This is a genomic window from Mesorhizobium sp. M0088, from assembly GCF_040322895.1.
In the GTDB taxonomy this organism is placed as follows: domain Bacteria; phylum Pseudomonadota; class Alphaproteobacteria; order Rhizobiales; family Rhizobiaceae; genus Mesorhizobium.
In genome coordinates this window covers 18,433-35,927 of record NZ_JAMYUI010000039.1, presented here as the reverse complement: position 1 = coordinate 35,927, position 17,495 = coordinate 18,433, and the positions used below count along the sequence as shown (strand labels likewise).

The 17,495-nt window shown below is 64.3% G+C and carries 19 protein-coding genes; 9 read left to right on the top strand and 10 right to left on the bottom strand.

Annotated elements, in window-relative coordinates; all coding sequences use genetic code 11:
* Positions 1-2 precede the first annotated feature (2 nt).
* Together NKJ67_RS32905 and NKJ67_RS32900 are read right to left on the bottom strand one after the other, a co-directional pair.
* Positions 3-1,889, bottom strand: a complete 1,887-nt coding sequence (locus NKJ67_RS32905; RefSeq protein ID WP_127271989.1) for an ABC transporter ATP-binding protein — start codon at positions 1,887-1,889, stop codon at positions 3-5.
* 29 nt (positions 1,890-1,918) lie between these two features.
* A complete protein-coding gene (locus tag NKJ67_RS32900; RefSeq protein WP_127326784.1) occupies positions 1,919-2,314 on the bottom strand; it encodes a hypothetical protein in 396 nt (131 codons plus the stop codon).
* 443 nt (positions 2,315-2,757) lie between these two features.
* Here NKJ67_RS32900 and NKJ67_RS32895 point away from each other — a divergent pair, with 443 nt between their 5' ends.
* Together NKJ67_RS32895 and soxR are read left to right on the top strand one after the other, a co-directional pair.
* Entirely contained in the window at positions 2,758-3,216 is a 459-nt protein-coding gene (locus NKJ67_RS32895; protein ID WP_352585482.1) for a tRNA (cytidine(34)-2'-O)-methyltransferase, read from the top strand.
* 132 nt (positions 3,217-3,348) lie between these two features.
* On the top strand, positions 3,349-3,810 hold the full coding sequence (soxR, locus tag NKJ67_RS32890) for a redox-sensitive transcriptional activator SoxR (RefSeq protein ID WP_127269424.1): 462 nt from the start codon (positions 3,349-3,351) through the stop codon (positions 3,808-3,810).
* On the opposite strand, the gene NKJ67_RS32885 is transcribed toward soxR, so the two are convergent.
* A complete protein-coding gene (locus tag NKJ67_RS32885) occupies positions 3,807-4,064 on the bottom strand; it encodes a hypothetical protein (protein WP_127269425.1) in 258 nt (85 codons plus the stop codon). The two genes, soxR and NKJ67_RS32885, sit on opposite strands and share 4 nt — an antisense overlap.
* A gap of 166 nt (positions 4,065-4,230) precedes the next feature.
* Here NKJ67_RS32885 and hemF point away from each other — a divergent pair, with 166 nt between their 5' ends.
* From hemF to NKJ67_RS32870, 3 genes are all read left to right on the top strand, one after another.
* Positions 4,231-5,145 carry an oxygen-dependent coproporphyrinogen oxidase gene (gene hemF / locus NKJ67_RS32880; RefSeq protein ID WP_352585479.1) on the top strand — a complete coding sequence of 305 codons (915 nt, stop codon included), beginning with the start codon at positions 4,231-4,233 and terminating at the stop codon, positions 5,143-5,145.
* Positions 5,146-5,453: 308 nt separating this feature from the next.
* Positions 5,454-5,714, top strand: coding sequence for a DUF1344 domain-containing protein (locus tag NKJ67_RS32875; protein WP_127269427.1), 261 nt, complete (start codon positions 5,454-5,456; stop codon positions 5,712-5,714).
* A gap of 234 nt (positions 5,715-5,948) precedes the next feature.
* On the top strand, positions 5,949-6,134 hold the full coding sequence (locus NKJ67_RS32870) for a DUF1059 domain-containing protein (protein WP_127269428.1): 186 nt from the start codon (positions 5,949-5,951) through the stop codon (positions 6,132-6,134).
* Position 6,135: 1 nt separating this feature from the next.
* Here the strand turns inward: NKJ67_RS32870 and NKJ67_RS32865 are convergent, their stop codons facing one another.
* From NKJ67_RS32865 to NKJ67_RS32855, 3 genes are read right to left on the bottom strand one after another with little or no spacing between them, the layout of a single operon-like run.
* Positions 6,136-7,401 (bottom strand): CCA tRNA nucleotidyltransferase, encoded by a 1,266-nt coding sequence (locus NKJ67_RS32865; RefSeq protein ID WP_352585476.1) that lies wholly within the window; start codon positions 7,399-7,401, stop codon positions 6,136-6,138.
* The gene (locus NKJ67_RS32860; RefSeq protein ID WP_352585474.1) at positions 7,398-8,030 is read right to left on the bottom strand and encodes a CoA pyrophosphatase; all 633 of its coding nucleotides are present in this window, start codon (positions 8,028-8,030) and stop codon (positions 7,398-7,400) included. Before NKJ67_RS32860 ends, NKJ67_RS32865 begins: the two co-directional genes overlap by 4 nt.
* A complete protein-coding gene (locus NKJ67_RS32855) occupies positions 8,030-8,659 on the bottom strand; it encodes a DUF1285 domain-containing protein (RefSeq protein WP_127271874.1) in 630 nt (209 codons plus the stop codon). The genes NKJ67_RS32860 and NKJ67_RS32855 overlap by 1 nt, the downstream gene beginning before the upstream one ends.
* Before the next feature lie 154 nt (positions 8,660-8,813).
* Here NKJ67_RS32855 and NKJ67_RS32850 point away from each other — a divergent pair, with 154 nt between their 5' ends.
* From NKJ67_RS32850 to NKJ67_RS32835, 4 genes are all read left to right on the top strand, one after another.
* Positions 8,814-9,818 (top strand): AAA family ATPase, encoded by a 1,005-nt coding sequence (locus tag NKJ67_RS32850; protein ID WP_013529968.1) that lies wholly within the window; start codon positions 8,814-8,816, stop codon positions 9,816-9,818.
* Complete coding sequence (locus NKJ67_RS32845) at positions 9,818-10,783, top strand: DUF58 domain-containing protein (RefSeq protein WP_256747473.1); 966 nt, start codon at positions 9,818-9,820, stop codon at positions 10,781-10,783. The genes NKJ67_RS32850 and NKJ67_RS32845 overlap by 1 nt, the downstream gene beginning before the upstream one ends.
* Positions 10,780-13,602 carry a DUF4159 domain-containing protein gene (locus tag NKJ67_RS32840; protein WP_352585471.1) on the top strand — a complete coding sequence of 941 codons (2,823 nt, stop codon included), beginning with the start codon at positions 10,780-10,782 and terminating at the stop codon, positions 13,600-13,602. The genes NKJ67_RS32845 and NKJ67_RS32840 overlap by 4 nt, the downstream gene beginning before the upstream one ends.
* Positions 13,603-13,665: 63 nt before the next feature.
* A complete protein-coding gene (locus NKJ67_RS32835) occupies positions 13,666-15,744 on the top strand; it encodes a hypothetical protein (RefSeq protein ID WP_352585469.1) in 2,079 nt (692 codons plus the stop codon).
* A 2-nt stretch (positions 15,745-15,746) separates the two neighbouring features.
* On the opposite strand, the gene clpS is transcribed toward NKJ67_RS32835, so the two are convergent.
* The 4 genes from clpS to NKJ67_RS32815 form a co-directional block, all read right to left on the bottom strand.
* On the bottom strand, positions 15,747-16,052 hold the full coding sequence (gene clpS / locus NKJ67_RS32830) for an ATP-dependent Clp protease adapter ClpS (protein ID WP_023809857.1): 306 nt from the start codon (positions 16,050-16,052) through the stop codon (positions 15,747-15,749).
* 240 nt (positions 16,053-16,292) lie between these two features.
* Positions 16,293-16,658 (bottom strand): hypothetical protein, encoded by a 366-nt coding sequence (locus NKJ67_RS32825; protein ID WP_127266561.1) that lies wholly within the window; start codon positions 16,656-16,658, stop codon positions 16,293-16,295.
* A gap of 173 nt (positions 16,659-16,831) precedes the next feature.
* Complete coding sequence (locus NKJ67_RS32820) at positions 16,832-17,065, bottom strand: hypothetical protein (protein ID WP_013529962.1); 234 nt, start codon at positions 17,063-17,065, stop codon at positions 16,832-16,834.
* A gap of 39 nt (positions 17,066-17,104) precedes the next feature.
* Positions 17,105-17,407, bottom strand: coding sequence for a hypothetical protein (locus NKJ67_RS32815; RefSeq protein ID WP_127266560.1), 303 nt, complete (start codon positions 17,405-17,407; stop codon positions 17,105-17,107).
* Between the last annotated feature and the right edge of the window lie 88 nt (positions 17,408-17,495).

Below are 17,495 nucleotides of genomic sequence, written 5' to 3'. Positions count from 1 at the left end.
CATCATTCTGCGGCTTGCCCCTTTGCAAGTGCATCGTTGGCGGGGTCGGCGGGACCGCCCTCAAGCAGGAACCCGCCCGACTGGCGCTGCCAGAGCTGGGCGTAGAGCCCGCCGCGGGCGACGAGTTCCTCGTGCGAACCTTCCTCGATGACACGGCCTTTGTCCATCACCACCAGCCTGTCCATCGCCGCGATGGTCGACAGCCGGTGCGCGATGGCGATGACGGTCTTACCTTGCATGAGCTTGTAGAGGTTCTCCTGGATCGCCGCCTCGGCTTCGGAATCAAGCGCCGAGGTCGCTTCGTCAAGGATAAGTATTGGCGCATCCTTCAACATAACGCGAGCAATGGCGATGCGTTGACGCTGGCCGCCGGACAATTTGACCCCGCGGTCGCCGACATGGGCATCGAAGCCCTTCCGGCCACCGGCATCCGAAAGCCCTGATATGAAATCCAGCGCCTCGGCGCGCCGCGCTGCCTCGACAAGCATCTCGTCGGTGGCATCGGGCCGGCCATAGAGGATGTTCTCGCGCACCGAACGATGCAGCAGCGAGGTGTCCTGCGTGACCATGCCGATCTGCGCACGCAGCGAATCCTGCTTCACACCGGCGATCTCCTGGCCGTCGATCAATATCTGCCCGGCTTCGAGGTCGTAGAAGCGCAGCAACAGGTTGACCAGCGTCGACTTGCCGGCGCCGGAGCGGCCGACGATGCCGACCTTCTCGCCCGGCTTCACCGCCAGCGACAGGCCTTCGATCACACCCTTCTGCTTGCCGTAGTGGAAGCGGATATCCTCGAAGCGGATCTCACCCCTGGAAACGCTGATCTCCTTCGCGTCCGGCCTGTCCTCGACAAGACGCGGCAGCGAGATCGAGGCGATGCCGTCCTGCACCGTGCCGATGTTCTCGAACAGGCCCGACATTTCCCACATGATCCATTGCGACATGCCCCACATCCTGAGCACAAGGCCGATGACCACGGCGACCGCGCCGATCGTCACGGCTTGCCCCAGCCACAGCCACAACGCCATCGCGGTGACGGAGAACAAGAGCAATGCATTCAGGATGTAAAGCGAGCCAAAAAGCACTGTCACCAGCCGCATCGACCGGTAGACCGTTTCGAGAAAGCCGGACATGCCGTCTTTGGCGAATGACGCTTCGCGGCGTGCATGGCTGAACAGCTTGACCGTCTGGATGTTGGAGTAGCTGTCAACGACCCGGCCGGTCATGATCGAGCGCGCATTGGCCTGCTCCTCGCCGACCTTGCCCAACCGCGGGATGAAGTAGCGCAGCAAAAGGATATAGCCGACCAGCCAGACGCCTAGCGGCGCGGCCAGCCGCCAGTCGGCCGAGCCGACGATGAGCAGCATGCCGAGGAAATAGACGATAACGTAGTTCAGGACGTCGATCACCTTGATGACGCATTCCCGCACGGCGAGAGCCGTCTGCATCAGCTTTGTCGCGATGCGGCCGGCGAACTCGTCCTGGTAGAAACTCATCGACTGCTTGAGCAGATAGCGGTGCACCTGCCAGCGGATGCGCATGGGATAATTGCCCATCAGCGTCTGCTGGTTGAGAAACGAATGCAGCCATACCGTGCCCGGCAGCGCGAACAGCACGATGAAGGCCATGCCGGCGAGCTTCCAGGCTTCCGTCTGCAGGAAGGTTTCGCGATTCTGCCCCGACAGCCAGTCGACGATGCGGCCGAGGAAGCCGAACATCCATACTTCCGCGATCGCGATGGCCGTCACCAGCACCGCGTCGAAAAGGATATAGGGCCATGCGCCGCGCGTATAATGCAGGCAGAAGGCAACCAGCGTCTTGGGCGGCTCGACCGGTTCCGCTGCGGGGAACGGATCGAGCCTTTTTTCAAACCAGCTAAACAACAACATAGGTTATGCCTGTGAAATGTGTTTGCCGCTTACGCGGCACGTGAGCGTACGAAATCCCCGGAACCCATGGCGTCAAGGGCCGACGGTCTGGAATCACCCGGACCGTCGGCCCTGCTTCGCGCAATATAGGGGCTCGCGGGCTTTTCGCCGACAGCTGCGCCAGACGATCCTGACGACACGGTGCCGCCAGCCCGGTTTTTCGCGCCCGGCCGGATCAGCCGGATGATCCGGCGCACCAGCGAAGGCCGGCTCAGATCGGGAACCGCGCGCGAAAAATCGACATCCGGCAGCATGCCGCGATGCGGCCGGCGGCGAACCTCGGCGTGCACCGCCGACGAATAGGTGTCGCCGATCAGCAGCGCCCAGGTCGGCAGTCGATGGATATGCAGGCTCCTCGAGCCAGGTATTCTGTAGGGATCGAACATCGGTCCGTCCTCCGTGTGAAAATCGAGATAAAAAGGCGAAGCAATATCGTCCGCCGGCATTCGGCCGGAGGCACGCATTGCGTCGGTCTGGACATGACAAGCATCGGTCCGGACAGGTTCAGGTGGGGCGTTCAGCCCTTTTGACTTTTTGAAAAACATCGCAGGATTCCTTCGAGAGCCGAAAAATCGTTTCGGCGGGAATCGGTGCGATCAAGTCTTAGAGAGTCAGGAGAATCGTCGTACCGAAACCGCCGGCAGGCAGGTAAGCCCACGAGAGGGGCGCTGGATGTGCATGGTCATCATGAATTACCCCTCCATCGGTTCGGGTTGACAATGCTGGCTGTATACCCGACTTCGCAGAAAATGGCCACCCGCAGGTCCAGCAATTTCCAAAACCGCCAAGCTGCTGTGGCCGATCCGCCACTTATTAGAAGGACGCGGAAATGAACTGTCGTCTCCGCATCGCGCTCTACCAGCCTGACATTGCCGGCAACACCGGGACAATCCTGCGCTTCGCCGCGTGCCTCGGACTTGGCGTCGACATCATCGAACCGGCCGGATTTCCGCTCTCCGACAAAGCGCTCAAGCGCGCCGGCATGGACTACCTCGAAATGGCTGCCCTGACCCGGCATGTCGACTGGCATGCCTTCGAGGAATGGCGCAAGGCTGGTTCGCGCCGGCTGGTGCTGCTGTCGACCAAAGCCACGACGGCCTACACCAGCTTCATCTTCGCCGAAGGCGACATACTCCTGTTCGGCCGGGAATCCGCAGGCGTGCCGGATCCTGTCCATCAGGCGGCGGATACGCGGCTGACCATCCCGATGCAGGGTACGGCGCGCAGCATCAACGTCGCGCTCTCCGTCGCCATGGTGGCGGGCGAAGTCGTCCGGCAACTCGGATAACGGCAGTCCGTCTCCCGTCATCTTGACCCAGGCGCACATCGCCTTCTCCTTCGTTTGCACATCCAGGGTTTCTTCGCTACAAGCTCAACTTAACTTGAGGTCAAGCGGAAAAATCGGGGCGGAAAATCAGACATGGCGCCTATAACGGAATTGACGGTCGGCCAGGTGGCCATGCGCAGCGGGGTGGCGGTGTCGGCGCTGCATTTCTACGAGGCCCGCGGCCTGATCCGCAGCCATCGCACGTCGGGCAACCAGCGCCGCTACGGCCGCGATGTGCTGCGGCGCGTGGCGATCATCAAGGTTGCACAGGAGGTCGGCATCTCGCTGGCCGAAATCGGTGCCGCACTTGAATCACTGCCCGAAGGCCGCACGCCGACGCGCGACGACTGGAACCTTTTGTCGACCGCCTGGCGCGACGGGCTCGACCACAAGATCGCCCAGTTGAAGAAACTGCGCGACGGGCTGACCGACTGCATCGGCTGCGGCTGCATGTCCATCGACAAATGCCCGCTGCGCAACAAGGGCGACCGGCTGGCGCGCGAGGGGACAGGGGCAAGAAGGCTGGTTGCTCCGCCTCTCTCAAGGACATCCTAGTCAGCCGCTGGCAACCGCCTGATGGTGAACTCAATCAGGTCGCCCGGCCGCTCGAACCAGCTTTCGATCTCGGTCCAGTAGGCCTGCTTGGGAAAGCGCTCGAACCATTCCTTGGCCTTGAGCCGCGCATCGGAGCGCGGCAGCACGAAGGTCTCGCGCAGGAAACCGTCACGCGGCATACGCACGCGCTCGGCACGGCTTTGGTCGAGCCTTCTCTTCAGGCCATCCAGCGGCGGTCTTGCCGGGGTGCGCACGAAACAACTCCTTGCACCTGGCGCATGACCCGAAATCGGTATCGAGTTTCGGAAAGGATCATGCGCAAAACCAAAGTGACTTGACCCTTGCCCTTAAGAGATTAGGGATCGCGCCGGCAAAAGACGAGTCATTTGTGGGACTCGCCGCCCCAACCGGAGACGGCACTTGGAACGACCAGAAATACCGGCAGGCCTGCCCGCCGACATCGAACAAAAGAAGATGAAGGCACGGCTGTGGTTCGAGGCCCTGCGCGAACGCATCTGCGCCACCTTCGAGCAGATCGAGCAGGACCTTGGCGGGCCGCTGGCCTCGTGGTCGCCCGGCCGCTTCGAGAAGACGCCATGGGAACGTGACGAGGGGCGCGGCGGCGGCGGCACCATGTCGATGATGCACGGCCGCGTCTTCGAAAAGGTCGGCGTCCACACTTCGACCGTCCATGGCGAGTTCTCGCCCGAATTCAGGAAGCAGATGCCCGGTGCCGAGGAAGACCCACGCTTCTGGGCATCCGGCATTTCGCTGATCGCGCACCCGTGGAATCCCAACGTTCCGGCCGTGCACATGAACACGCGCATGGTGGTCACTTCCAGCCAATGGTTCGGCGGCGGCGCCGATCTGACACCGGTGCTCGATCGCCGCCGCACCCAGGACGACCCTGATACCCTCGCCTTCCACCGCGCCATGCAATTCGCTTGCGAGAAGAATGCCGCGGTCGCCGATTACCCGAAATTCAAGACCTGGTGCGACGAGTACTTCTATCTGTCGCACCGCAACGAGCCGCGCGGCACCGGCGGCATCTTCTTCGACTGGCTGCATTCGGGCGAGGACAAAGGCGGCTGGAATGCCGATTTCAACTTTGTCCAGGATGTCGGCCGCTCCTTTCTCGTCGTCTACGGTCACCTCGTGCGCGCCAACTTCAACGAGAACTGGACCGATGGCGACCGTGACGAACAGCTCATCCGCCGCGGCCGCTATGTCGAATTCAATCTGCTTCACGATCGCGGCACCATCTTCGGACTGAAGACCGGCGGCAATGTCGCGTCCATTCTCTCCAGCCTGCCGCCCGAGGTCCGCTGGCCGTAACAAAATGGTGAGCCCTGCGTGAGTCGCATTGATGTCCCATTCGCTCGAAATGGGCATGGAATGTGGCATACGGTGCGGCGCAAAATTTCTTTTTCGTCTAATAGGCCGTTGAAAAGACTGGCCTATTTGTGGGGCCGGGTCGGGAAGCGCCGGCGGTTCGCCTGCGCGCAATTCCAGGAAAGTGCGAAACGGCTTTCCGACCGGAATTGCGTCAGACAAAGCGAGCCGCGACCCGACGCGACCGGACGGCCCAGACGACGCGGGGCACCTCATAGAGAGGGATGCCCTACTTCCAGGAGTACTTCGCAATGCGCAAGATCATTGTTTCGGCGGCCGCCGCTGCCCTTCTCGCTTCCGGTTCGGTGGCATTCGCCGCCGTCAAGCACACCACCGGAACGATCAAGACCTTTGACGCAACGGCCATGAGTCTGGTCCTCGACGATGGATCGTCTTTTACGCTTCCCAAGACCTTCAAGGATCCTGGCCTGCAGGTCGGTGAAAAAGTCCGTGTCTCATGGGATATGAAGGGCAAGAACAAGGTCGCCGAGGCCGTCAAGGCCGCAAAATGATGGCTTGCCCGCCAGAGCAGGATGAGACGATGTCCGGTCCTGTTTCGGGATAGTGTTAAGAGGGCGGAGCAGCGCTGCTCCGCCTGTTTGCCGTTGACCGCAACCAATGCCGCCCCATCTGTGTTATGCTTCTCACCCGCTCGCGGTCCGTGGATTCAACCCTGGAACTGGACCATGAGCCAAAAAAAGTACCGGAGCCTCGACCAGGCTTCACGGAGGAAAAGGAGAAATCTCATGAAGGAATTTCACTGCGGGTCGCTCGTGCCCGGCTGTGACTGGCACACGCGTGCCGACGAGGAGGCCGAGGTCATGCGCCGTGCCGTCGAGCACATGCGCGAGACGCATGGTGAGACGGTCATCCGCGAGACGATGATCGAGGCGATCCGCTCGCGCATCGAAAAGAGCCGCGACGCGGCCTGATCTACCCGGCCTTCAAGGCTTCGGCGGCGCGCTTGAGGAGCGCGTCGCGATCAGGGGTAAACCCGGCTTCGACCCATTCCGCCTCGAGATTCCTGAGGATTTCGCCGAGTTTCGGTCCTGGAGTTGCGCCGAGCGCCGTGAGATCGGCACCTTTCAGCGGAAACAACGGCTTTTCCCATTTGACGGCGAAGGCAAGCAGGCGCGAAAAGCCACCGGCTTCGAGCAGCGCCTCATTGTCCTCGACGGCGCGCACCCTGGCTGCCGCAAGCGACAGCCGCAGCCGGTCGACAAACCCGTTCCGGTCGCCGCGATAGAGCCTTTTCGCCAGTTCGCCCTCGGTCGTCTTCGGTTCGACGGCGGTGGCAAGCGCCCAGTGGCGCAGGCGATCCGCTTCGGCTGTCGAGAATTTGAGCCGCTCGGCGAGCGTCTTCATGCGAGCGGCATCGGGCGGCACGATCGCTTCCAGTCTGAGCAGCGGGTCGGGTGCCCAGCCCAGATCCTTCCCGGCCTTGGCCAACCCATGGATGGCATCGATGCCCCATTTCTCGCTTTCCGGCAGCGCTGCGGTCAAGACGCCTGCCTGCCGCATCCAGAGCAGCGCCCGTGACGGATCGGGCGCCGACAAGAGCTTCTTCAGTTCCGACCAGATGCGCTCGGCCGAAAGCTGGGCCAGCCCTTCCTTAAGCCGGGCGCAGGCTTTCAGCCCTTCGGCGTCCGGCCGTCCATCGCCGTACCAGGCGAAGAAGCGGAAGAAGCGCAGGATACGCAGATAATCCTCGCGGATACGCGCTTCCGGGTCGCCGATGAAGCGCAGCCGGCGTGCCTCGATGTCGGCAATGCCGCCGACCAGGTCGACAACCCTGCCGTCGGCCTCGGCATAGAGCGCATTGATGGTGAAGTCGCGCCGCTCGGCGTCAAGCTTCCAGTCGCGCCCGAACGACACTTTCGCGCGTCGCCCGTCGGTCTTGATATCGGCGCGCAAGGTGGTGATTTCATAAGGTTTTCCGCCGGCAACCACGGTGATTGTCCCATGTTCGATGCCGGTTGGCACCGCCTTGAACCCTTCCGCTTCGGCGCGGCGGAGGGTTTGCTGCGGCAGGCAGGTGGTGGCGATGTCGATGTCGGCGACGGGCTGGCCCATCAGCGTGTTGCGCACCGCGCCGCCGGCGACTCGCGCCTCTTCACCGCCTTCGGCCAGTGCGAACAGCAGGCGCTGCAGATGCTTGTCGCCGAGCCAGTCGGCCCTGTCCGCGATCGAGACACTCACGCATAGAGCCTTTCATAGAGGGTACGGATGATGCCGGCGGTGACGCCCCAGATGCGCCGGTCGCCGTAAGGCATGTCGTAGAAGAACCATTCGAGATCGTTCCACATACGGCTGTCGCGCTTGTGGTTGGCCGGATCCATCAGGAAGCGCAGCGGCACTTCGAAAGCGGCGTCGACCTCGTCGGCGTTGAGCGTCAGTTGGAAACCGGGCAGCACGATGCCCAGCACCGGCGCGATGCGGTAGCCGCTGCCGGCCACATAGTCGGGCATGCGGCCAATGATCTCGATGCGGTCTCGGCCAAGCCCGATCTCCTCGAAAGTCTCGCGCAGCGCCGCCGCCTCAGGGCTCGGATCGGTCGGATCGATGGTACCGCCGGGAAATGCCACCTGCCCCGAATGGCTGCGCAGCTTTTCAGCCCGCTTGGTCAGGAGAACCGTCGCATCGCCCTCATGATCGACCACCGGGATCAGCACCGCGGCATTGCGCAGCGCCTTGCCCTGGTCGAGGCGCGGATGGCCGGGGTTGAAGCGATGATCGCCATAATCGTCGCCGGCATGCGCATCGGGCTGCACGGCAAAACGCGCGCGAAAATCCGCGGATGAAAACGGCGCCGGCGTCACCTGGTCCATCACGCGCTCAGCCGCTTCAACTGGTCCGCCGGCATGATCGGGAACACGGCGCCCTTGGAGCGCACCGCGAACATCGTCTCGCCGCCGATCTCGACCTCCTCGCCATGCCCGACCAGCTCATACATAACCGGCCGCGCCACCAGCGCCTCCAGACGGCCCCGCACCAGCACATAGGGCTTCAATCCGCCGGTCTCGTTCTCGTCGACAAAGCGCAGCGGCCGTTCCGGCCCGGCCTCGACGACATCGCCGACATTGGTGCGGAAGGTGATGGTCTGCGCTTCGCCGCTACCCGAAACGTCCATTTCGACGGCGATGAACGGCGCATCGGCAACGCGGATGCCGACCTTTTCCACCGGTGTCACCAGATAGGTCCTGCCATCGGCGTCCTTGCGCAGCACCGAGGAGAAAAGCTGCACCAGCGGCATGCGCCCGATCGGCGTGCCCAGATAGAACCAGGTGCCGTCGGACTTGATCTCCATGTCCAGATCGCCGCAGAAGTCGGGATTCCAGCGTTCGACGGGTGCCGCGCCCTTGCCGGCACGGGCGGCGCGCGAGATGAGCGCCTCGAGGCCACGCGCCTCGGTGGCATCCGTCAGGCTTTCTTCACGATGTCCCAAGGGTCCGGTCATGGTCACGAAATAGTCACTGTTGTTGCGCTTGTCAGCCTAAGTCTGTGATTTAAGTTTCGACATAGGCGCCACGCGAGGCCGAATCGCGGCAACTTATGGTATGGTGCAGCCGTTGTTCCAGCCATGGTATTCCAACCACAAGGATCGATGCGGCATGAGCGTGATGGTCAAGGAAAGCCCGATCAGCGAAAAGGACATGATCGCCGAGGCCGAAAAGGCGCTTGCCGACATCTCCCGGATTCGTGACGGGGTCGGCCGGGTCATCTTCGGACAGGAAAGCGTCGTCGAGCGCACGTTGGTGGCGCTGCTGGCCGGTGGCCATGCGCTTTTGGTCGGCGTGCCGGGCCTCGCCAAGACCAAACTGGTCGAAACACTTGGCATCGTGCTCGGCCTCGATTCGCGTCGCATCCAGTTCACGCCGGACCTGATGCCGTCCGATATCCTCGGCTCCGAAGTGATGGAGCAGGACGAAACCGGCAAACGCTCCTTCCGCTTCATCTCCGGGCCGATCTTCGCCCAGTTGCTGATGGCCGACGAGATCAACCGCGCGTCGCCGCGTACCCAGTCGGCGCTGCTGCAGGCCATGCAGGAATACCACGTCACCATTGCCGGCGCCCGCCATGACCTGCCGGCCCCCTTCCATGTGCTGGCAACCCAGAACCCGCTGGAGCAGGAAGGCACCTATCCGTTGCCCGAGGCCCAGCTAGACCGCTTCCTGATGCAGGTGGATATCCTCTATCCCGAGATCGAGGCAGAGCGCCGCATCCTTCTGGAAACCACCGGCATCGAGGACGCGAAAGCGCAAAACGTGCTGCAGCCGGTGCGGCTGAAGGAGATCCAGACGCTGATCCGCCGCATGCCGGTGCCTGAAAGCGTCGTCGAGGCGATCCTGACGCTGGTGCGCTCGGCGCGTCCCGGCCAAGGCAATGCCGAGACCGACAAGAACGTCGCCTGGGGTCCCGGCCCGCGCGCCAGCCAGGCGCTGATGCTGTGCACAAGGGCGCGCGCGCTTTACGACGGACGGCTGGCGCCCTCGGTTGACGACGTGCGTGCGCTGGCCGAGCCGGTGCTGCAGCATCGTATGGCGCTGACCTTCGCCGCCCGCGCCGAAGGCACCAGCGTGCGTGACGTGGTGGCGAAACTCGTGAAAGGGATTTGATGCCGCGCATCGGCGAGGTCCAGGCTCCGGCAGCGACGCGCGACGCGCTCGCCCGTGGCCGGTTGCGAGCCTCGCTTGTGCCAGACCTGCTGGTCGAGGCGCGCCGCATCGTCAACACCGTGATCGCCGGCTGGCATGGCCGCCGCAAGCGCGGCATCGGTGAAAATTTCTGGCAGTTCCGGCCCTATGTCGAGGGAGATTCCTCGCGCATCGACTGGCGCCGCTCGGCCCGCGACGACCACACCTATGTGCGCGACCGCGAATGGGAAGCCGCCCATACGGTCTGGCTGTGGGCCGACCCCTCGCCGTCGATGCTCTACAAATCCACCGGCGCCAGCGTTTCCAAGCAATCGCGCGCGCTGGTGCTGGCGCTGGCCATGGCCGAACTGTTGTCGCGCAGCGGCGAGCGCATCGCCTGGCCGGGCCTCACCGACCCGTTCACCGCCCGCAACGGCGCCGAACGCATCGCCGCCCAGTTGATGCATGCCGGCGATTTGCCGGCAAAACCCGACCTGTCCGACATCAGGCGCTTCTGCGACATCGTCATCGTCAGCGACTTCCTCGATCCGGTCGAAGAGACGATGGCCTGGCTCGACGTGCTGGCCCGCCACGGCGTGCGCGCGCACCTGATCGAGGTCGCGGACCCGGCCGAGGAGACCTTCCCCTATGCCGGCCGAACCGAGTTCACCGATCCCGAGACCGGCGACAAGCTGACCGCCGGCCGCGCCGAAATGCTCGGCGATGAGTATCGCCTGCTCTACGCCGCCCGGCGCCACGAACTGGCGGCCTGGTGCAAACGTCTTGGCTGGAGCTTTACCGTCAACCACACCGATCGGCTCGCCTCCGACGCGCTGGTGCGGCTGCACATGGCGATGACTGCTGACGGCCCCTCGGCCAGGCCGACCGCCGGCAGTCGTGCCGGCACGATCGCCGGTGGCGATCGGCCAGGAAAGGCTGTCGCATGAGTTGGCTGCCGCTTTCCTTTGGCGCCCCCATGGTGCTGTGGGGCCTGCTGGCACTGCCGGTGATCTGGTGGCTGCTCAGGCTGACGCCGCCCAAGCCGCAGACCGAAATCTTCCCGCCGCTGAAGATCCTGGCGCGCGTGCTGAAGCGCGAGGAGACGCCGCAGCAGAGCCCGTGGTGGCTGACGCTGCTCAGGCTCTTGATGGCGGCCCTCATCGTCGCGGCATTGGCCGACCCGGTCTTCAACCCGCGCGAAAAGCTGCCGGCCGAGGGAGCCGCCCTTGCCCTGGTCATCGACAATGACTGGGCAAGTGCCGCCGACTGGGGCAAACGCGTCGCCACCGCCGAGCGGCTGATCAACGATGCCGGCGCCAACGGCGTGCCGGTCGTCATCGCCTTCACCGCCGAAAAGGCCAATGCCGAGGTCGGCCCGTTCGATGCCGCCACCGCGCTTGACCGGCTGCGCGCCGCCAAGCCGCGGCCGATCCCGACCGACCGGCCCGCCATCTATGCCCGCGTGGCCGGCGTGCTGGAGACCTTGCCCGGGGCCAGCGTCGCCGTGCTTGCCGACGGCCTGGCGGCAAAGGGCGATGAAGCCGCCTTCAACACGCTTTTGTCGAAAAATGCCGCGCGTGTCGTCTGGGCAACCGCGGACAGGCTGTCGCTGACCGGCCTGACCGCCGCCGACAACCAGGTCGACGGCTTTGCACTGACCGCCATCCGCGCGCCGGGCGACCCTGCCCCGGCTCAGGTCACCGCCGGCGCCTTCGATGACAAGGGCCGCCGCATCGCCGATGCGACGCTGACCTTTTCGCCTGGCGAAACCACCGCCACCGGCACCATGGCGGTGCCGTTCGAGCTGCGCAACGACTTCGCTTCCATCGCGCTCGACGGCGAGCGACAGGCCGGCGCGGTCCGCGTCCTCGACGAAAGCTCCAAGCGCCGCCGCGTCGGACTGCTGTCGCAGGCCGAAGCCGACCAGGCACAGCCGCTTTTGTCGCCGCTCTACTACATCAGGCGGGCGCTGCAGCCCTTCGCCGATCTGGTCGAACCCTCCAGCGCCGATCTTGCCGACGCCATCCCGCAAATCCTCGACCAGAAGCCCGCGATGATCGTTATGGCCGATATCGGCACCATTCCCGGACAGGTCCGGCAGAGACTTGTCGATTGGGTCGACAATGGCGGCACGCTGGTGCGTTTCGCCGGTTCGCGGCTGGCCACGGCGGGCGATGACGACGATTTGCTGCCGGTCCGCCTGCGCACCGGCGAGCGTTCGCTCGGCGGCGCGCTGTCATGGACGTCGCCGCAGCCTGTCACCGAATTCCCCAAGGCCGGCCCGTTCGCCGATCTGGCGCCGCCGACCGAGGTCACCGTCAGCAGGCAGGTGCTGGCCGAGCCGACACCCGATATCGTCGAGCGCACCTGGGCGGCCCTTGCCGACGGCACGCCGCTGGTCACCGGACTGAAGAAAGGCAAGGGCACGCTGGTGCTGTTCCACGTCACCCCCGAGGCAACCTGGTCGAACCTGCCGATCTCTGGCAGCTTCGTCGAGATGCTGCGCCGCATCGTGCAGCTGTCGCGCAACCAGGGCGCGGCCATCGCCAATGCCGAAGCGGCCGCGGCGTCGCTGGCGCCTTATCGCATGATTGCAGCAGACGGCTCGCTGGTGCCACCGACGCCGGATGCACGGCCGCTTGTACCGGGCGCCGGCGCGCTGCCGGTGACTTTTGAAAACCCGCCCGGTCTCTATGGTTCCGAGACGGGTGTATTTGCCCACAATCTGCTGGAAGCCGACAGCACGCTGGCCCCGCTGGCGCGCCCGCGAATCACTGTTCCGGTCACCTCGATCCAGTATGCCTTTGACGAATCGCGCAATTTGAAAGGCACGCTGGTCGCGGCCGCCCTGGTGCTGATGCTGCTTGATACGCTGGCGGTGTTCTGGATGGGCGGCCTGTTTTCACGCCGGCCGCGCCGCGCCGGTGCCGTGACAACCACCGCCGCCGTCCTGATTGCGCTGGGTAGCTTGTTCGGTCATGCCGACCTTGCCCGCGCCGACGACGCCAAGCCGGGTGACGAAATTGCCATCGAGGCGATTTCGAAGACCCGCATCGCCTATGTGCTGACCGGCGTGCCGGGCGACGATTCGATCAGCCGCGCCGGGCTCGAGGGGCTGACGCGCTTTCTGGTCGAGAAGACGGCGCTGGAACCGGGCGAGCCGGCCGGCGTCGACATTTCGAGGGACGAGTTGTCGTTCTACCCGCTGATCTACTGGCCGATCGATCCGGCCGCACCGATGCCCAGCCAGGCAGCGATCGCCCGCGTCGACGCCTATATGCAGCAAGGCGGCACGGTGCTGTTCGACACCCGCGACCAGTTCGCCAACGGCATCGGCGCCGATTCGACCAGCCCGGCGACGGAGCGGCTGCGCGACATCCTCGGCAATCTCAACGTGCCGCCGCTGGAACCGGTACCGTCCGACCACGTGCTGACCAAATCCTTCTTCATCCTGCCCGAATTCCCCGGCCGCTTCGCCGGCAGCCCGCTCTGGGTCGAGGCCTCGCTCGACGCCAGCAACGCCGAGAACCGGCCGGTGCGTACCGGCGATGGCGTCTCGCCGATCATGATCACCGCCAATGATTTCGCTGGCGCCTGGGCGGTCGACGAGAACGGGGATGCGCTGCTGCCAACCGTGCCGGCAGACCCGATGCAGCGCATCTACGCGCTGCGCGCCGGCGTCAACATCATGATGTACATGCTGACCGGCAACTACAAATCCGACCAGGTGCACGTGCCCATACTGCTCGAACGGCTGGGGCAGTAGAATGAGTTTGTTTGATGCCCTCCGGTCGCGGATAAACCCTCCCCAAAAAGAGGAGGGTAAGGAATGAACTGGTCGATCTCCTTCGAACCGCTGATCTCCTGGCCACTGCTGACCTTGGCGCTGGTGCCGCTGGCGCTGCTTGCGCTGGTCGGCCTGTGGTTTCGCCAGCGCGGTTCGGTCTTCCGCTTCATCGCCCTTCTGGCGCTCGCCGCCGCTTTGTTCAACCCGGTGTTCCTCAACGAGGAGCGCGAGCCGCTGAAAAGTGTTGTCGCCCTCGTCGTCGACCGCAGCCAGAGCCAGGATATCGGCGACCGCACCAAGCAGACCGACGAGGCGTTGGCCGGGCTGCAGCAGCGGCTTGGCCGCTTCAAGCAGTTCGACGTGCGCGTCGTCGAGGCCGGCAAATCCGAGGCCGCCGAGGAACGCACCGAGACACGGCTGTTCGGCGCGCTTGAAGGCGCCTTCCGCGACGTGCCGCCGTCACGCATCGGCGGCGCCATCATGATCACAGATGGCGAGGTCCATGACGCCCCCCCGGGAGCGCCCGATTTCAACGCTCCGCTGCATGCGCTGATAACCGGCAACGATCACGAGAAGGATCGCCGCATACGTTTCGAGAACGCCCCGCGCTTCGGCCTTGTCGGCAAGCCGCTCGACATGACCTACCGCGTCATCTCGACCGAAAACGAGACCGGCCCGGTCGATGTGCGCGTTTCGGTCAATGGCGAACAGGTCGCGGTCGAGCACGCCACAGTCGGCCAGGCGATGCCGTTGCAGGTCACCATTCCGGGCGCCGGCCGCAACATCGTCGAACTCGCCATCGATCGCGAGCCGGGCGAACTGACCGACACCAACAACCGCGCCATCGCGCTCATCGACGGCATTCGCGAGAACTTGCGCGTGCTGCTCGTCTCCGGCGAGCCGCATGCCGGCGAACGCACCTGGCGCAACCTGCTGAAATCCGACGCCTCGGTCGATCTCGTCCATTTCACCATCCTGCGGCCGCCGGAAAAGCAGGACGGCACGCCGATCAACGAATTGTCGCTGATCGCCTTCCCGACCCGCGAACTGTTCGTCGAGAAGATCAAGGATTTCGACCTCATCATTTTCGACCGCTACCAGCACCGCGACGTGCTGCCGATCCTCTATTACGACTACATCTCCGAATATGTCGAAAAGGGCGGCGCGCTGCTGATCGCGGCCGGCCCCGAATATGCCGGCGAAAGCTCGATCGCGCGTACGCCGCTGATGTCCGCCCTGCCGGCGATGCCGACCGGCGAGGTGGTCGACAAGGCCTTCTATCCGCGCCTCACCGAACTCGGCCAGCGCCACCCGGTGACGCGTGGGCTGGATGGCTCTGCCACCGAGCCGCCGCACTGGAGCCGCTGGTTCCGCACCATCGGCGTGCAGAATCCCGAAGGCGCAGTGGTGATGAAGGGCGCCGACAACCGGCCGCTGTTGTTGCTCGACCGTAAGGGCGAAGGCCGCGTCGGCATGCTGCTGTCCGATCAGGGCTGGCTGTGGGCGCGCGGCTTCGAGGGCGGCGGCCCGCATGTCCAGCTCTACCGGCGCATCGCCCACTGGCTGATGAAGGAGCCTGAGCTCGAGGAAGAGCGGCTGACCGCCGACGGCCGCGGCATGGTGCTGGAAATCCGCCGCCAGACGATGGCCGACGATCCCGGCCCCGCGCAGATCATCACCCCGTCCGGCAAGACCTTGACCGTCAAGCTCAAGAAATCCGAGCCCGGCGTTTTCCTCGGCAGCGTCGAGACCAGCGAGATCGGCCTCTATCAGGTCGCCAATGGCGACCTCACCGCGCTCGCCCATGTCGGGCCGGTCAACGCACCGGAATTCGCCGACGTCATTTCCACCGAAAGCCGGCTGAAGGCGCCGGCTGAAGCCACCGGCGGCAGCGTGCGCCGGCTGGCGTCGTCCACAGCCCTTGGCAGCGACGTGACGCTGCCTTCCATCGTGCCGGTGCGCTCGGCTGGTGCTGCGTCCGGCAACGACTGGATCGGACTGCGCACCACGGACGACAGCGTGCTCAAGGCCGTCTCGCGCGTGCCGCTGTTCGGCGGCTTCCTCGGCCTCGGCCTGCTGCTTCTGGCAATGGGTTCGATGTGGTACCGCGAAGGACGGTAGAGCTACTCTTCCGGCTCCGTCGTGAACATCAGCGGATAGCCCTTGGCCTTGCCGGCATCGGTGGCGCGCGTCGCCTTGGTCTCGGCGACATCCCTGGTGAACACGGCGACGACGCAGACGCCGCGACGATGCGCGGTGATCATCACCCGATGCGCCTGGTCTTCGCTGAGTTTGAACTCACCCTTCAGCACCGTCACGACGAATTCGCGCGGCGTGAAATCGTCATTGATGAGGATGACCTTGTAGAGCTTTGGCCGTTCGACCTGCGGCTTGACCTGGACGCGCGGTTTTGTGGTGATTTCAGGCATTGGAACCGACAGTTAGAGCAATTCCAGGAAAAGTGTAAAAGGGTTTTCCGCCCGGAATTGCGTCAAGACAAAGGATCAGAACGGTTCGCCGTTTCCACGAAACGGTGAATTGCTCTGGCGTAGCAACCCTGCCGCCATTCTGGCACCAGCGAAAGCGGTCGTCCATTTTGGTCGACGCGCGAAAACCAGTGTCCGCCGACGCGGCCATTCACAATCATGTGGGAAAGTGTCGGTTGCCGTTCAACGGCCCTGGCGGCCGAACATGCGGCGGCTGGGAATCTGCCGCGCGGTCGTGGCGGGCCGGATATCGGGGTGAAAGCGGTTTCCACCCGCATCCGCCCGGCGTTCCAGCCAGACCGTGATCGGCCACGCGGCGACGCAGATCAACGTCGCGCCTGTCAGCACGATCAGCAGCCAGGTCTGTGCCGGCGTGATGTAGTCCCAGTTGGTGGAAATCGCCGGCGCGAACAGCGAAGGCTCGGTGCGTCCGGTGGCCGGATCGGGCACCGGGCTGGCGGTGAACAGGATCAGCACCCTGGCGACGCCGGTGGCAACCAGGCCGCCGATCACCATCGAGCGCAAAATGGACGAAAGCCGCTTCTTCATGCGGATTGTCCTACACGGCCGGCGTTGCAAACGGGTTAAGTGTCAGTCGAGGCGGAAGCTGCCGGTGCCAGACTTCGTCAGGGCTTCGGTGGCTCGGACAGGAAGAAGGCCGCTCCAGCCGAAACCAGCTGGAGCGTCCTTGGCCAACAGCCGGCATTTTATGCCGGACCTGATTACGTCTTCGGGGCGTCCTTCTTGACGGCCTTCTCGGCAGCCTTCTTGTGCTTCTTGACGGTCTTCTTAACGACCTTCTTCGGAGCAGCCTTGGCCGGAGCGGCAGTCGCCGGAGCTGTGGTCGTCGAAGCAGCCGGAGCAGCGGTCGTGGTGGCGGCGGCGTTGCCGAGAGCCGGCATCGCGAAAGCCAGAGCGACGGCGAGACCGGTGGCGGAGAGGATGGACTTTTTCATGGCTTCGTTTCCTTTTTATGCGGGTCAAGTTTCTGAGTGTTACTGAACCGGGTCGTTCGGCGTCACTCCAAGCAGCTTCAAAGCATTGGCGAGCATCCGGATGCCCTGCGCCTGTTTCTTGGCGGCGCAGTACCGGTTGCCCTTTCTCTGAAGTGCCTTTGCCGCGGTGACCTGCGTTGCCGTGGCGTGGGTTTCGAGGGCTTCATCAAATTGGTGGCTGAGATTGGCGCACCGTTCGCTCCGGGTTGTGAGCGTCACCTTTGCGTCCGATTGTCCGACAGCGGCAGTGACCAGGCAGAAGCCCAGCAACGCACCCAACAAACTGATCGACAACCTTGGCATCGGTTTATCCGTAAACCCGGAGACTAGCGTCGCAGCCGATGACCTGACCGCCACGAGACCAGTTATGCCCTTGAAATTTTTCAGGAGT

Bases quoted from the DNA above. Each gene is read 5' to 3' on its own strand.
- soxR (WP_127269424.1), top strand. From the start codon at position 3,349: ATGGCGCCTATAACGGAATTGACGGTCGGCCAGGTGGCCATGCGCAGC.
- NKJ67_RS32820 (WP_013529962.1), bottom strand. From the start codon at position 17,065: ATGAAAAAGTCCATCCTCTCCGCCACCGGTCTCGCCGTCGCTCTGGCT.
- NKJ67_RS32870 (WP_127269428.1), top strand. From the start codon at position 5,949: ATGAAGGAATTTCACTGCGGGTCGCTCGTGCCCGGCTGTGACTGGCAC.
- NKJ67_RS32840 (WP_352585471.1), top strand. From the start codon at position 10,780: ATGAGTTGGCTGCCGCTTTCCTTTGGCGCCCCCATGGTGCTGTGGGGC.
- NKJ67_RS32855 (WP_127271874.1), bottom strand. From the start codon at position 8,659: ATGACCGGACCCTTGGGACATCGTGAAGAAAGCCTGACGGATGCCACC.
- NKJ67_RS32815 (WP_127266560.1), bottom strand. From the start codon at position 17,407: ATGCCAAGGTTGTCGATCAGTTTGTTGGGTGCGTTGCTGGGCTTCTGC.
- NKJ67_RS32905 (WP_127271989.1), bottom strand. From the start codon at position 1,889: ATGTTGTTGTTTAGCTGGTTTGAAAAAAGGCTCGATCCGTTCCCCGCA.
- clpS (WP_023809857.1), bottom strand. From the start codon at position 16,052: ATGCCTGAAATCACCACAAAACCGCGCGTCCAGGTCAAGCCGCAGGTC.
- NKJ67_RS32895 (WP_352585482.1), top strand. From the start codon at position 2,758: ATGAACTGTCGTCTCCGCATCGCGCTCTACCAGCCTGACATTGCCGGC.
- NKJ67_RS32825 (WP_127266561.1), bottom strand. From the start codon at position 16,658: ATGAAGAAGCGGCTTTCGTCCATTTTGCGCTCGATGGTGATCGGCGGC.
- NKJ67_RS32835 (WP_352585469.1), top strand. From the start codon at position 13,666: ATGAACTGGTCGATCTCCTTCGAACCGCTGATCTCCTGGCCACTGCTG.
- NKJ67_RS32875 (WP_127269427.1), top strand. From the start codon at position 5,454: ATGCGCAAGATCATTGTTTCGGCGGCCGCCGCTGCCCTTCTCGCTTCC.
- NKJ67_RS32860 (WP_352585474.1), bottom strand. From the start codon at position 8,030: ATGGACCAGGTGACGCCGGCGCCGTTTTCATCCGCGGATTTTCGCGCG.
- NKJ67_RS32845 (WP_256747473.1), top strand. From the start codon at position 9,818: ATGCCGCGCATCGGCGAGGTCCAGGCTCCGGCAGCGACGCGCGACGCG.
- NKJ67_RS32900 (WP_127326784.1), bottom strand. From the start codon at position 2,314: ATGTTCGATCCCTACAGAATACCTGGCTCGAGGAGCCTGCATATCCAT.
- NKJ67_RS32850 (WP_013529968.1), top strand. From the start codon at position 8,814: ATGAGCGTGATGGTCAAGGAAAGCCCGATCAGCGAAAAGGACATGATC.